Below are 14,145 nucleotides of genomic sequence, written 5' to 3' on the forward strand. Positions count from 1 at the left end.
TTCGCCTGCAGTCGTGGGGGGATGAGTTAATGCGGATTCAGCGCTGCCACTGACGGCCCCGGGCCGCTCCTGATGACGAGCGACGATGCCCTATACCGGCCTGAATCGTGCGATCCCGTGCCCCTGTTCCTCGGCGGGCATGAAGGTAAGCGGCTGGTCAATGACGAGTTTTTCGGCATCCTCGATGACAATGTTGGTGATCATGCGCGGGCCCTCCGCGAGTTCGACCACCGTCACGTTATAGGGCAGGCGGTCTTCGAACGCCGGATGAAACGCGCGATGGAATACCACCCAGCTGATCAGCTTGGCCTTGCCCGATGCATCGTGCCAGGCCCAGTCCGCTTCCAGACACTTCGGGCATTCGCCGCGCGCAGGCAGCCAGTTGTTGCCGCACTTGCGGCAATGCTGGAACGTGAGCTTGCCTTTCTTCAGCGCATCCCAATAAGGCTTTGAGACTTCGTTGATGTCCGGGCCGGGAAGCGTGGCTTTCGGCTTCGAGGCCGTCTGTACGGTCGTATTCATTGTCCCAAAATGAGTGCTGCGTGGGTGTGCATCACTCCTCCCTGGTCAGAAATGATGCAATGTTTTGCGCCTTTGACTTGCAATGCAGCTTCCCCGCGCATCTGCCGGACGCCCTCGTGGATCAGCTGCATGCCGGGCATGCCTGTTTCCGACAGGAGTCCGCCAGACGTGTTCATCGGCAGCTCGCCGCCGATCTCGATGTTGCCACCCTTCACGAAGTCGGCGATCTGCCCTTTCTTGGCGAAGCCGTAGTCTTCTAGCGTCATCAATGCCGTGATGGTGAAACAGTCATAGATTTGTGCGACGTCCATGTCTTTGGGCTTCAGGCCTGCCATCTTGAGCGCGGTTTCGCCGGCGACTTTCGCCTGCGTCGAAGTCATGTCGGGCCGCTGCGTCACGTCCCACGACGTCTGTCCAAATCCGAAGCCCAGGACGGGCACCGGTTTCGGCACGCCCATCTTCCTGGCCCGTTCCGTACTCATCACCACGACGGCGGCTGCGCCGTCCGAGACGAGTGTGCAATCGTCGCGGCAGAACGGCGCGACCATCGGCGGCATGTCCATGTACTCGTCGAGCGCGAGCGGCTTGCGCAACTGCGCATTCGGATTCTGCGCTCCATGGCGCCGAGCGGCCACAGCCACTGCTCCCAACGCCTCGCGCGGCGTGCCGAGCTCGCCCATGTGGCGGCGAGCGATCATCGCGTAGGAAGACAGCACCGCGAACCAGCCGTAGAGCGCGTCGTCGCCGCGCGGTTGACTGTAGCTTGCCGCGGATCCGGTCTTCGGATTGTCGGCAAAGGTGACCACGGCAATCTCGCACTGGCCGGCTTCGATCGCCATGATCGCCTGCGAGATCATGATGACATTGGACGAGCCGCCCGAATCCCATACGCCGCCGATCCTCGGTTGGAGGCCGATCGCTTCGGCAATCTTCTGCCCGTACATCATTTCGAATCTCGAGGTCGGACACTTCACGTAAAGTGCGTCGACCACGTCCTTCTCGATGCCGGCGTCGTTCAGTGCCTTGCGGATTGCCTCGACATTCATCGAGATCGTCGTGCGGCCTGGCAGCGCGCCGAATCTGGTTGCACCGATGCCGGCAATCACCGCTTTGCCGCTAAGATTTTCTCCCATTTTAGTTCCCCATGAAATTGGGTTTGCGTTTTTCGCGAAAAGCCTTCGGGCCCTCCGTCGCATCCTCGGTCTCGCGCAGCAGCCGATTGATCAACTGCTCGATGCGCAGTCCCGTGTTAATGTCGGTGTCGCGCGAGCGGATCGCGAGTTCCTTCGCGGCCTGCACCGCGAGCGGCGCGTTGGCGGCGACGCGCGCCGCATATTCGCGCGCCGATTTCATCAGTTCGCTGTGCGGCACGACCTTGTTGATCAAGCCCCAGCGTTCGGCGGTTCTGGCGTCGATCGGATCACCGGTCAGCAGCATCTCCATGCCGATGCACCAGGGCAACTGCTGCAGCGTGCGTTGCGTGCCGCCATTGCCCGCGATGATGCCCCGCTTGACCTCCGACAAGCTGAACGTCGCGTGCTCCGAGGCGACGCGCATGTCGGTCGCAAACAGCATGGTCATGCCGCCGCCCAGGCAGAAGCCGTTCACCGCGGCGATGATCGGTTTCCAAACTTCCAGCCCGCGATTGAGCAACTGATCCTTCTGCGTCAACCACACGTCGGACCAGTTCTGTGTCATCGTCAGGAAGTTCTTGATATCGGCGCCGGCGCTGAAGGCCTTGTCCCCGGCCCCGGTGAGAATCGCGCAGCGGATCTGCGGATCGTCGCGCACGATCTGCCACGCCTTCGAGATCGCCGCGTAGTGCTCGGCGTCGAGGGCGTTATGCACCTCAGCGCGGTTGATGGTGACGGTGGCGACGCCGTCCTTATCGACTTCAAGATCAATAGACATGATTCGTCCTCTCGCTTTCCGGCGCTCTCGTCACGGAGCTACTCGAATTCCTCGGGCAGCGCCCGTGCCCGAAAAGGCACTCCCGCTGCTCTGTTATCTCCTACGTTTCCGCTGTCTCGATGGTCCTGGTTTCACGGAGCCGGCCGATATCGGCCTCGCTCAGGCCTGCTTCGCGGAGGATTTCGGCAGTATGCTGTCCCAGCCGCGGCGGCGGCAGCCTGACTTTGCGCGTTACGTTCTCGAACTGGACCGGGTGCGCGATAGCCTTGTGACAGCCCAGCTGCGGATGATCGTAGTCCACGATGATACCGCGCGCCTTGGTCTGGGGCTCATTCATGACGTCGGCTATGGTGTTCACCGGCGAGCACGGAACGCCGATCTTCTGCAGCAGCACAAGCCACTCGGACCGCGTGCGCGTCGCCATGATGTCCTGAACGATTTCGATCGTGACTTCGAAATGAGCGACGCGATCAGCGTTGGTCGCAAAGCGGGAGTCCGCGAGAAGATCCTCGCGTCCCACGAGCTTGCAGAAGCGCTCCCAGTGATTGTTGTTCGCGATCCCCAAGAGTAAGAGATCGTCCGACGCCTCGAAGACCTGATAGGGGCAGAGCGACTCGTGACCAGACCCGGATTTCGCCGGCAATTGGCCCCGTGCCCAGTAACTCTCCAGATTAAATCCGAGAAAGCCGACAGCGGTCTCGAACAACGACACCTCCAGGAAGCAGCCTTTCCCGGTCTTGCTGCGGTTGATCAGGGCGGCAAGGATGCCGGATAGAGCATGCATGCCCGTGCCTTGGTCGATCGGCGACAACGGCACTCGGGTCGGCCCGGATCCGGGATGACCGGTCATGCTGAGAATGCCGCTGTAGGCCTGCAGGATCAGGTCGTATCCGCGCGCGTCCTTCATTGGGCCGGATCGGCCGTAGCCTGAAACGCTGCAATAGATGATCCTCGGATTGATTGATCGAAGCGTTTCGTAGTCGATTCCGAGCCGCTCGGTCACGCCGCCAGCGAAGCTCTCGATCACGACGTCAGTTTTCTCCACGAGCGACCTGACGATCGGTCGGCTCTCGGGATTTTTCAGATCGAGGGCTAGACTCCGCTTGTTCCGGTTCACGTTCAGGAAAACCGCTCCGAACCCTTCCCGGAAAGGCGGCCACTGTCTTGTGTCGTCGCCCTTGCCGACGGGCTCGACTTTTATGATCTCGGCGCCGAGATCTCCAAGATACTGGGTGCACAGAGGACCTGCGAGGACCTGTGTGAAATCAAGCACGTGGGTACCCTCTAGCGGTTTCATGTCTCCCTCCAACACAGGATATAGATTGAGGCGCGTGCCTCCTCGTGCTCCCCTTCAACCGCAAATCCGGACACGCTTGCGGTTCTTGTCGGCGCAGAACTAGACCTTCGGCTTGTCGTCATAGGTGGCACTCACCGGCCTCGGCTTCATTACGTACGCGCCGGCGGACCTCGTCGCCTGCAAGCTCAGCGAGGCCAAAGCCCGCGGTAACTGGTGCCGTGCGTGCTGTTCGGGGTCGAGTTCGCGGGGGATGACCATCATCGTCTTATCGCCACCTGAGCAGGCGGTTCTCGAGCGAGTTCATCCCCGAGCTGATGCCGACGCCGATCATCGACAACAGGAAGATGATGCCGAACACCCCGTTGGTCTTGAAGCTTGCGGCGAGCACCGACAGCGTCTGGCCGAGGCCGTGTTCGGACGCGAAGATCTCCGCGCCGATCACGCCGAGCAGGGCGAAGACGAGACCAAGCCGCAGGCCGTTGAAGATCACCGGCACGGCGCTTGGCAGCACGAACTTGCGGAAAATCTGGCTTCCGCTGGCGCCGAGCGTGCGGGCGAGCGTGATGTGATCGGGATTGACGCCGCGCCCGCCGGCCACGGTGCTGCTCAGCACGATGAAGAAGGTGAGGCTGAAACCGACGGCGACCTTCGAGCCAAGGCCCAGACCGAACCAGATGATGAACAGCGGGGCCAGCGCGATGCGCGGCATTGCGTTCAGCGCCGTGAAGATCGGGTTGAGCACCGCTTCCGTCGTTGGGCTCGTGACGAACAGCATGCCGACTAGCACGCCTGCGACACTGCCGAGCACGAAGGCGATCATGGTGCCGCCCATCGACCAGTAGAAGTCGTTCAACAGGCTCTGGGTGACGAATACCTCATGCCAAAGATACTGCACGATGCCGGTCGGCTTGCCGATCAGGATCGGGTCGATCAGTTTCGAGGTGGCCGCCCACTCCCACAAGACGAAGAACACGGCAAGCAAAACCAGCCTTGCCGCCCAGATCCTTCCAGATCCCCACACGCGTTCGTCGGTCATTGGCTCAATCCCTCTTCCAGCTTGCTCCACACCTGGGCGTAAAGCTCGTGATAGTGTGGCTCCTTCTGCAGCGCGCGCACCGAGCGCGGCCGGCCGAGCGTGATCGGAACGTCGGCAATGATGCGCCCCGGCCGCGAGCTCATGACGAGGACGCGGTCCGACATCGACACGGCTTCTGACAGGTCGTGGGTGATGAACAGCACGGTGCGCTGCTCGCGCTGCCATAGCGACAGCAGCACGTCTTCCAGCTGCAATTTCGTCTGCGCATCGAGCGCGCCGAATGGCTCGTCCATCAACAGGATCGGCGAGTCCAGCGAGAAGGTGCGCGCGAGCGCCACGCGCTGGCGCATGCCCTGCGACAGCGCTTTGGGATAGGCGTTCTCGAAACCCTTCAGGCCGACCTTTTCCAGCAGGTCGACCGCTCGGGCGCGGCGCTTCTCGGCCGGCACACCGCGCACCTCGGCGCCGAGTTCGGCATTGCCGAGCGCCGTGCGCCATGGCGCGAGCGCGTCACGCGCCAACATGTAGGCGAGATCATGGCTGCCGGTGACCGGCGGCTTGCCGTTCACGAGCAGCGTGCCGCGGCCCGCGCCCGACGGCAAGAGGCCAGCCGCGAAGTTCAACAGCGTGGTCTTGCCGCAGCCCGAGGGGCCGACGATGGAGACGAATTCGCTAGGCGCGATGTTCAGGGAGAATTCCGACACCGCTGTCAGCTTGGCGGCTTCGAACGCCACCGACACCTTGTCGAAGATGATCGAGCCTGGCGCAGGCTTTGCTACGGTACCGGCGCTGGCTTTCATCTGAGTTGGGTTCATGGCCATATTCATTGTTTTCTCTTTCGCTCAAGCCCGCATCAAGGCGTCTGTGGCGCCTTGTCCCAGAGCACCCGCTTGGCATCGACCTTCGCGTCGATGATCTTGTTCTCGAGGCTGAAGTCCATGATCTCCTGCAGCGCCGAGACCTTGACCTTCAGGTCCTTGCTGTAGGCAGGGATCACGCTCTTGATCCAGTTCCTGCGTATCTCGTCGGCGCCCGTCATGTCGCCGAAGGAAATGATCGGCGTGTAGATCTTGACGAGCTCGTCGAAATTCTTCGGATCGTTGAACCAGGCGGCCGCGTCCGTCATCGCCGCGCTGAACGCTTCCATCAGCTTCGGGTTACTCTCCACCATTTCCTTGCGCGCAGCGAAGACGATGTTGGCGCCGATCGTCGCTTTCACCGACTTCGGACCTTCGCCGATTGTCATGTCGATCACCGTCTCGCAGGTCTTGTTGAATTGACACACCTGTGTCAGCGGCTGGTACATGATCGCCGCATCGATCTGCTTGCCGATGACGAGCGCGGTGTAGGTGGTGTTCGGTGCGCCCACTGCAACATACGTCACATCTTCCGGATTCAAGCCGGCGTCCTTGAGCATGGCGTTGAAATACTTCTCGTTCGAGCTGCCACGCGCGGCGACGCCGATCCGCTTGCCCCTGAAGTCGTTCATGATCTCCGGATAGCTCTTGTCGCGGCTGGGCATCGGCACGTCTTTGCGCACGCTGATCGACAGCACGTTCGCCGGCATGGCGGTGCCGACAATGACGACCTCAGCGCCCGCGACCACCGCTGCGCCGACGAGATCCGCGCCGCTATGAGTGAAGTCGATGCTCTTGCCGACCAGCGCCTGCAGGCCGAGCGAGGTCGAATTGAGTATCTTGATCTCGCACTTGAAATTGTACTTCTCGCAGAAGCCTTTCTCCTTGGCGATGATCGCATGCATGTTGCCGGTCGTGCTGGCGTAGTTCTGGATGCCGACCGTCTCGCCGTTGGCGCGCGGCGTTTGTGCCGCAGCCTGGCCTGAGATAGCGACAAGTGCGATAGCTGACGCGGTGCACAAACTGAATCTGAATGACTGGCTTTTCATTTCTTACCTCCCGATGCGTTGTTATGACTGCCTGCTTCAGATGAACTGGTTCACCTCGAGCATGTTCGCGGAGGGATCCTGGAGATAGATCTGATACATCCTGTCCATCGCATACACTTTGGCGTCAGATATGAGCACGCCGTCCCGTTCCAGGCGGGCCTTTACGGCATGCACATCGCGCACCGAGAATGCCGGGTGTCCGCCGACTGTCGGGTTGTGCTCGAGGCTGTACCGGGTGGGGAAGCGTGGGTCGGCGCGAACGATGTGTATGCCGCGGTTGAAGTCGCCAAGGGACAAAAGCGAAACCATTGACGGATCTACGACGACGTCACCAGCAGCAGCTGGAGCTTGCCAGCGGCCTTCGGTCATACCGGCGATTTCGACATAGAATGCGGCTGCTTCTCGCACGTCGCAGGCCTCTAGATTGACATGATGGATCCCCCAGCCCCAGTCGTGCACCAAAGACTGAATGGCTTGGTCTGTTAGCCCACCCGTCGATCTCTGACAGAAGGCCACGACATTCATCGCCGGGTCGATCGTGTAAATGGCGGATGCGTCAAAGTCGCCAGGCAAGGCGTGCACGTAAGGTATCGCCGCTCGGTCCAATCTGCTCGCGATTCCATTCAAGTCGTCAGTGTCGAAAGCGACATGGCGAGTGCCTGCCGATCCGTGCAATTCCGACGCAGTTCGGTTGAGCAGCCTCGGCGGCTTTCTAATTCGCAAGCCTCGACTGCCGCTGCCGAAAGCGATCGTCTGATCGGCGACTTTAACGGCTCGGCCTAGTCCGATATAGGATTCAAAAAATTTCTGTGCCTCCGCCAGATCGTGCGTTGCAAGGGACACTCGATGGATCGCTGAAATCGTCACTGCAACTCCTCCTGACCATATCGTTTGATGTAGCTTTGGACTGGCGGCACCTCGACCAGAGCCAACGGCCGGAAGCGACAACAGTAAGCTCTTGGTTGGATCGTCGGCGCGACTTACCCTGTTGGTGAACCGATCCAGCCTAGAAGCGACGCGCCGAGGTGATCTGCAGCCATTGATCCCCAAAAGTAGACCGGCAGCCAGTGGCTTGACGCATCATTCCGCTGTATGGAACGAGGGAGAAGCGCGGCTTAAGGGCTAAAGAGCATTATTGAGGAGGCCCACATGACTTCCGGATCTCCCGTCGAGGCGGTTCGACGCGCCTTCGCGCTTTTGGAAGAGCTGAACCGCCAGCGCATCAACAGTGTTCAACATCTGCACGAGGCAACCGCGCTTCCGAAATCGACCATCGTACGCCTGCTGGAGACTCTTCGGCTGCTCGGCTACGTGGCGAACGATCCACGACAGGGCGGATACCAGGTGACCTCAGGGGTTCGCACGCTAAGCTCAGGCTTCCATGGTGATCCGCTTGTGGTCGAGGCGGCCCGTTCTTGGGCGATCGAATTCACCCGCCGGCACAAGCTTCCGATCGGCGTTGCCGTGTTCGATCAGGACGCCATGGTTGTCCGATTCTCGACAACGCGGGAAAGTCCGATGTCACCATTTCACGCGACCGTTAACATGAGGCTGCCGCTTCTGACGCGTGCGATGGGCCGCTCCTATATCGCGTTCTGTCCCGCAGCGGAGCGTAATTACATTCTTGGTGTCCTCGCTCGCTCGGCTCATCCCGAGGATCGGGCCGCACGCGACCCGGAGGAGGTTCGCGAAATCATTGCGCGCGTGCGGCGCAACGGCTTCGCGGAACGATCGCCTGATGTCCCGCCGAAGTCAGCGAACACCTTCAGTGTTCCCATACGCCACGGACGCAAGGTTCTTGCCACCCTCGGAGTGAGTTACTTCCTTTCGGCAATGCCGAAAACGAAGGCCATAGCATCTTACGTCCCTCCGCTTTTGGATCTGGCCAAGAAGATCGAAAAGAGCGTAGCTGATCTCACAAGAGTTCAGTAAGCGATTGTCTGCGCTGAAGCAGCTAGGCGCCGGCAAGAGCAAGAGACCGAATTGCGTTAGATGTCGGGGGCCATGCTTGGGCGAGATGCAGAGGCGGTAGCGGTCGGCGAGCATTTACATGGTCCCACTAAGACAGACAGAAACTAAGCGAACTATTTCGCGAGAGCGGTGGAGCCGATCCTGCGAGAACGCCGCTCAATCTTATTGCGTGTGCGCGACCTCTCCGACTGCCGTCGCTCTTGCCGCGCGACTTGCCGGTCTCGTTCGCCTAGCCAATCACCGCGTGCTGGTTCAATGCGACTCGCTGGCGTAGCGAGAGCCGGGTGTCCTGATCTCCTGCAACTCGCGTTCCGTGAATGGAAAGGTCACGACAAAGGATGTACCTTCATCATCAAACCAGTGACCAATCCGACCACCCAGGCTCCTAGCAAGATTGTGCGCGATCCTAAAGTCGCGCACCGGGCTCGCTCTCGCCATTCCCAACCCGTTGTCCGAAACCGCGCAATGAATTAAGCTGCCTTCCCACGTCAACTCAATACTTATCTTGCCCTCTCGAGTGCCGAAGAAGCAAGCGTGACGCACCGCGTTTGTTACAAGCTCTTTCGCGAGCAGCCCCAGTAGCCAGCAACGCTCGGTTTCGAGCGGCAAAGTAGCCGCTGAAATGATCAGATAAATCTTCATCCGATGCACTCTGGATGGATTGACTGTCCAACCGATGTTGCAGAGATACTCCGCAGCATCGACCAACTTGTCGCGATCCCGCATGGCCAACACTACGTTGGCATGCCGGATCTCGACGAAGTCATTCAGTGCCGTCTTGACATCGGGGCTTTCTGTCCGGACGGCTGGGGTAGAGACGAGATTGATCGCGGCAAACTGGTCTGCGACGGTTCTCACGACGGACATCCCTTTTCGAATTCGAGTGTGGGAGCGAGGGGATCACTGCCAGTAGATTCTTATCATCGTGGACTGGAAATCGACTGGACGAAGAGACTGTTCACTAAGCGTTGGCTTAGCACCGAAAAGCGAGTCTGAAGCTCAGCAGGTCGGACGCAGCCCGACGCCGGCACGGAGGAGTTGATCTCGTCCTGCACGTGCTCGTGCGTCGCCGGCGGCCTGTGCCTGAAGAAGATCGAAAAAGCAGCAACGGAAGGCGACAGGTTCAACAAGTCGTTCGGAAAAGATTTCGGATCCTGAGGGGCATCGAATGCGACATTCTCGCCGACGGCTCGCTCGATTGTCCGGACGATGTCCTAGGATTGAGAGGCTTGTGGCGGATGCAGACGAGCCCGCGACACCGGCGCAGCGCCAAGCCAGCAAGCGATCTGTCATTCCGCGTGGGGTCCGAACGCCGATCGGCGTCCTAAGTGATTGATCGATCTTGCAAGTGCAGGATCAATGTTGGGCGCCGATTCACATCGGATCGTGGAAGAGTCTGGCGCCTGGGACCAGTGTTGTCGAGGTTGCCCAACGACATGACGTTCACCGCAGTTTGCTTACGGTCTGGCGGCGACAGGCGCGCGGGCGTCCTCGCTTGCGGGTCTGAGCCAGTGCAACGGCAGGCAGGATGACGGGGTCCGTTTTGCGGCAGTCTCCATTGCGCCGGACCGACAACCCTTGACGGCGCCCTCCGGAACCAGCGGTGCGATCGAGATTGAGTTCGCGACCGAGGCTCGGATGCGGATCGCAGGCGCGGTTGACGCGGCGACGCTGCGCACTTGTGGCGGCGCTGCAGAAGCAATGTTGGGCGCCTCTTCAAAGCCCGCTTGCAACCATAGCTCTTCGCATAGTTGACATACCATGTCGTGGTTCAACGACGAGCTGCTGGATCGGGTCGATCTATCCCCTTGTGTGCCGTTGGGTCCGCCTCGAACGCTTGCTTCCCCTTTGCTGACCACAGCGCTCGCGCCCGTTCGCCTTGATCGCTTTGGAGCTTGTCGGCGATCCAGAGCAGCGCGCCGAGCATGGTGGCGCGATCATCGCCGATCAGGTTGATGAGTCCGGCTTTCACGACGAGGCCGCCGAGTTCGATGAGGTGCCGCGTCCGCTTGCGGCGCTCGACCTGCCATGTGCGCACGTCATGTCGTGCCCTTGCGGCCTGACACCGGTTGCGCGCCGCCCGGTTGCGCCGGAGCGCCGTCCGTGTCGCGGTCAGTTGTCGGTGCATTTCGCCGCGACCGTCCCTGAAAGAACGCGGCCCCGCGCCTGGCCCATGCCTCCCTCTTTCCGGCCTCTTTTGTCTCCACCAGCACGATCAGGGCACCCGCCAGTTCATTGGCGGTAAATGCGTCAGCCCCGGTGACGATTACCAATTCGCCGAGCTGCCGCACCTTGCGGGTTTTTAGCCCGCGCGCCTTGTCTTCGAGCGTTTTCAGTTCAGCGTCAAAGTCCCGTGGCTTGCGCATCATACCCTCCGTAAGCTGTGTAAGCTGTCGATGGAGCAATGATAGTTGAGCAGCCCGCAGAATGCTGTAAGGCTGGCGGGACAGCCTGAGACGGGGTAATCCCGCCCGAGAATTTTTCGAAGGAGGGCGCGCTTATACGTCGTTCCGACGTGCGCTTTGCCGTGTCAATGATCCGGTCGCGATGGCGATCTATCATCTTCACGTCAAGGTCATTGGCCGCAACTCCGGCGCAAGCGCGGTGGCATCCGCCGCCTACCGCTCGGGCTTGCGTCTGCGTGACGGGCGCCTCGACCGCAGCCACGACTTTACCGCCAAGCGCGGTGTCGTCCATTCCGAGATCATGCTGCCAGCGAACGCGCCGGAAGCATGGAGTGACCGCGAACGGCTTTGGAACGATGTTGAAGCCTTCGAGATCCGCAAGGACGCGCAGCTTGCCCGCGAGGTGGAATTCGCGCTTCCCCGCGAGATGACCCAGGCTCAGGGGATCGAGCTGGCCCGCGACTTCGTGCAGGCTGAGTTTGTGGACCGGGGCATGATCGCCGATCTCAATGTGCATTGGGACATGGCCGAGGACGGCATGCCCAAACCTCATGCCCATGTCATGCTGACCATGCGCGCGGTAGACGAGAACGGTTTTGGCCAGAAGGTGCGGGACTGGAACCGCACGGAGATGGTCGAGCGCTGGCGCGAACGCTGGGCGGAGATCGCCAATGAGCGCTTGGCCGAACTCGACATCGACGCGCGCATCGACCATCGGAGTCTCGAAGCGCAGGGCATCGCACTGGAGCCGCAAAGCCAGATCGGAGCGCCCGCCAGACGTATTGAGGATCGGGGCATCGAGGGTGAAAGCAACGAGGCCGATCGCGCCGAGATGCACCGGGAAATCGCGCGTGGCAATGGCGCGCGGATCATCGCCGATCCTTCCCTTGGGCTGGACGCGATCACGCATCAGCAATCAACCTTCACGCGCCGCGACATGGCGAAGTTCACGCATCGGCACAGCGACGGGATCGACCAGTTCAACAAGGTAATGGGCGCGATGCGTAGCGCACCCGATCTGGTCGAACTCGGCAGGGACGCTCGCGGCGAAGATCGGTTTACCACCCGCGCCATGATCGAGGCCGAACAGCGCCTGCACCGCGCCGCCGAACTGATGGCCGAGCGCGAGCGCCATCAGGTGCGTGGGGCGGACCGCGAGGCCGCTTTTGCGAGCGCCGAACAGCGCGGCCTTGTCCTGTCGGGCGAGCAGGCCGACGCGCTGGCGCATATAACGGATGGGCGCGATCTTGGGATCGTGGTCGGCCATGCCGGAACGGGCAAGAGCGCGATGCTGGGCGTGGCGCGGGAGGTCTGGGGAGCGGCGGGCTACGAGGTCCGGGGCGCAGCACTTTCCGGCATCGCGGCGGAAAACCTCGAAAGCGGATCGGGCATTGCGTCGCGCACCATCGCCAGCATGGAGCATGGCTGGCACCAGGGCCGCGACCTGCTCACCGCCCGCGATGTGCTGGTGATCGACGAGGCCGGCATGGTCGGTACACGGCAGTTGGAACGCGTACTGTCCCATGCTGCCGAGGCCGGAGCCAAGGTCGGCGATATCAAACAGTTGCAAGCAATAGAAGCAGGCGCGGCTTTCCGGTCGGTCCACGGGCGTCATGGCGGCGCGGAAATCGGCGAGGTGCGCCGCCAGCGGGAGGACTGGCAGCGGGACGCCACGCGCGATCTGGCGGCCGGCAGGACCGGTGATGCGCTTGAAGCCTACCGCTCCCGCGGCATGGTGCATGAGGCGCAAACACGCGAGCTGGCGCGGGACGATCTGATCGAGCGCTGGGACCGTGACCGGAAGGCAACGCCGGGGCGCAGCCGGATCATCCTCACCCACACCAACGACGAGGTGCGCGCGCTGAACGAGGCGGCGCGCGGGCGGATGCGGGCGGCAGGTGATCTGGGCGATGAGGTACACCTGACGATCGAGCGCGGCGATCGCCACTTCGCCAGCGGAGACCGCATCATGTTCCTGCAAAACGAACGCGGGCTCGGCGTAAAGAACGGCACGCTTGGAACGATCGAACAGGTCAGCGCGCAATCCATGGCTGTGCAGACCGACGATGGCCGATCCGTTCGCTTTGACATCAAGGATTATAACCGGATCGACCATGGCTATGCCGCGACCATCCACAAGGCTCAAGGCATGACGGTGGATCGTGCCCATGTGCTGGCGACGCCAGGCATGGACGTCCATGGCGGCTATGTCGCCTTGTCGCGGCACCGCGACGGCGTGGACCTGCATTATGGCCGTGACGATTTTGCCGGTCAGGACCAGCTTGTCCGCACCCTGTCGCGCGACCGGGCCAAAGACATGGCTTCGGATTACGAACGTGCCGATCCGGCCCAAAACTATGCCGAGCGGCGTGGGATCACCTTCCGCGAGCGTGTGGCGGAGATTGTGCGCAAGGTCGTGCCCGAGAGGGTGCGCAACATATTCGATGGCCTACGCCCGTCTGCCGAAGCTGTGCCAGGCACGGGCAGCGCGCGGAGGCCGCAACGGGAAGCGCCGAAAAGGAAGGTGGTGGAAGATCCGGAAGGGGCGCTGCGTAAGGCCCGCACGAAGGCTCTCACCCGTCATGCCCGAGCCGTGAATGCGATCTTCGATATGCAGGACCAGGGCGGCAAGGCCGGCCCGGAGCAGGTGAAGGAATTGCAGGAGGCCCGCAAGGTCTTCGAGGAGGTGCGGCCCTACGGCTCGCACGACGCCGAAGCTGCCTACAAGAAAAACCCGGAACTCGCCCTTGAAGCTGCTTCGGGCAACTCTGCCCGCGCCGTCCGCGCGCTCCAGCTTGAAACCGAACTGCGCACCAATCCGAGCCGCCGCGCCGACCGTTTCGTGGAACGCTGGCAGAAGCTCGACCACACCAGCCAGCGCCAGTATCAGGGCGGCGACATCGCCGGCTACAAGGCGACGCGCTCGGCGATGGGCGACATGGCAAAAAGTCTTGAACGCGATCCGCAACTGGAATCCATCCTCGCCAACCGCAAGCAGGAACTCGGCATCGCATTTGAATCAGGCCGCCGGCTCGGCCAGGAATTGGCCTTCACTCACGGCATCGACATTGGCAGAGGCCGGGGCATCGGAATTTGA

At 61.5% G+C, this 14,145-nt stretch carries 14 protein-coding genes; 3 read left to right on the top strand and 11 right to left on the bottom strand.

The annotated features are described in order from the left end of the window. Positions 1-90: 90 nt before the first annotated feature. From GWE18_RS19095 to GWE18_RS19130, 8 genes are all read right to left on the bottom strand, one after another. Complete coding sequence (locus GWE18_RS19095) at positions 91-522, bottom strand: OB-fold domain-containing protein (protein ID WP_275187253.1); 432 nt, start codon at positions 520-522, stop codon at positions 91-93. After that, entirely contained in the window at positions 519-1,655 is a 1,137-nt protein-coding gene (locus GWE18_RS19100; protein WP_275187254.1) for a thiolase family protein, read from the bottom strand. Before GWE18_RS19100 ends, GWE18_RS19095 begins: the two co-directional genes overlap by 4 nt. A gap of 1 nt (position 1,656) precedes the next feature. Then, positions 1,657-2,433, bottom strand: coding sequence for an enoyl-CoA hydratase/isomerase family protein (locus tag GWE18_RS19105; protein ID WP_275187255.1), 777 nt, complete (start codon positions 2,431-2,433; stop codon positions 1,657-1,659). A 100-nt stretch (positions 2,434-2,533) separates the two neighbouring features. Beyond that, positions 2,534-3,730, bottom strand: coding sequence for a CoA transferase (locus GWE18_RS19110; protein ID WP_275187256.1), 1,197 nt, complete (start codon positions 3,728-3,730; stop codon positions 2,534-2,536). A 265-nt stretch (positions 3,731-3,995) separates the two neighbouring features. After that, positions 3,996-4,766 carry an ABC transporter permease gene (locus tag GWE18_RS19115; protein ID WP_275187257.1) on the bottom strand — a complete coding sequence of 257 codons (771 nt, stop codon included), beginning with the start codon at positions 4,764-4,766 and terminating at the stop codon, positions 3,996-3,998. Beyond that, on the bottom strand, positions 4,763-5,581 hold the full coding sequence (locus tag GWE18_RS19120; protein WP_275187258.1) for an ABC transporter ATP-binding protein: 819 nt from the start codon (positions 5,579-5,581) through the stop codon (positions 4,763-4,765). The genes GWE18_RS19115 and GWE18_RS19120 overlap by 4 nt, the downstream gene beginning before the upstream one ends. Before the next feature lie 38 nt (positions 5,582-5,619). After that, on the bottom strand, positions 5,620-6,672 hold the full coding sequence (locus GWE18_RS19125) for an ABC transporter substrate-binding protein (RefSeq protein WP_275187259.1): 1,053 nt from the start codon (positions 6,670-6,672) through the stop codon (positions 5,620-5,622). A gap of 36 nt (positions 6,673-6,708) precedes the next feature. Then, positions 6,709-7,539, bottom strand: coding sequence for a VOC family protein (locus GWE18_RS19130; protein WP_275187260.1), 831 nt, complete (start codon positions 7,537-7,539; stop codon positions 6,709-6,711). A gap of 282 nt (positions 7,540-7,821) precedes the next feature. Here GWE18_RS19130 and GWE18_RS19135 point away from each other — a divergent pair, with 282 nt between their 5' ends. Next, positions 7,822-8,604, top strand: a complete 783-nt coding sequence (locus GWE18_RS19135) for a DNA-binding transcriptional regulator (RefSeq protein WP_275187261.1) — start codon at positions 7,822-7,824, stop codon at positions 8,602-8,604. A 291-nt stretch (positions 8,605-8,895) separates the two neighbouring features. Here the strand turns inward: GWE18_RS19135 and GWE18_RS19140 are convergent, their stop codons facing one another. Continuing rightward, a complete protein-coding gene (locus tag GWE18_RS19140; protein WP_275187262.1) occupies positions 8,896-9,501 on the bottom strand; it encodes an ATP-binding protein in 606 nt (201 codons plus the stop codon). Positions 9,502-9,991: 490 nt separating this feature from the next. On the opposite strand from GWE18_RS19140, the gene GWE18_RS19145 reads away from it, so the two are divergent. Continuing rightward, the gene (locus tag GWE18_RS19145; protein WP_275187263.1) at positions 9,992-10,150 is read left to right on the top strand and encodes a transposase; all 159 of its coding nucleotides are present in this window, start codon (positions 9,992-9,994) and stop codon (positions 10,148-10,150) included. A gap of 264 nt (positions 10,151-10,414) precedes the next feature. On the opposite strand, the gene GWE18_RS19150 is transcribed toward GWE18_RS19145, so the two are convergent. Beyond that, positions 10,415-10,681 carry a conjugal transfer protein TraD gene (locus GWE18_RS19150; protein WP_275187264.1) on the bottom strand — a complete coding sequence of 89 codons (267 nt, stop codon included), beginning with the start codon at positions 10,679-10,681 and terminating at the stop codon, positions 10,415-10,417. A gap of 1 nt (position 10,682) precedes the next feature. After that, positions 10,683-11,009, bottom strand: a complete 327-nt coding sequence (locus GWE18_RS19155; RefSeq protein WP_275187345.1) for a conjugal transfer protein TraD — start codon at positions 11,007-11,009, stop codon at positions 10,683-10,685. Between the two features lie 181 nt (positions 11,010-11,190). Here GWE18_RS19155 and traA point away from each other — a divergent pair, with 181 nt between their 5' ends. After that, entirely contained in the window at positions 11,191-14,145 is a 2,955-nt protein-coding gene (traA, locus tag GWE18_RS19160) for a Ti-type conjugative transfer relaxase TraA (protein WP_275187265.1), read from the top strand.

It is taken from the genome of Bradyrhizobium sp. CSA112, assembly GCF_029051645.1.
Taxonomy (GTDB): domain Bacteria; phylum Pseudomonadota; class Alphaproteobacteria; order Rhizobiales; family Xanthobacteraceae; genus Bradyrhizobium.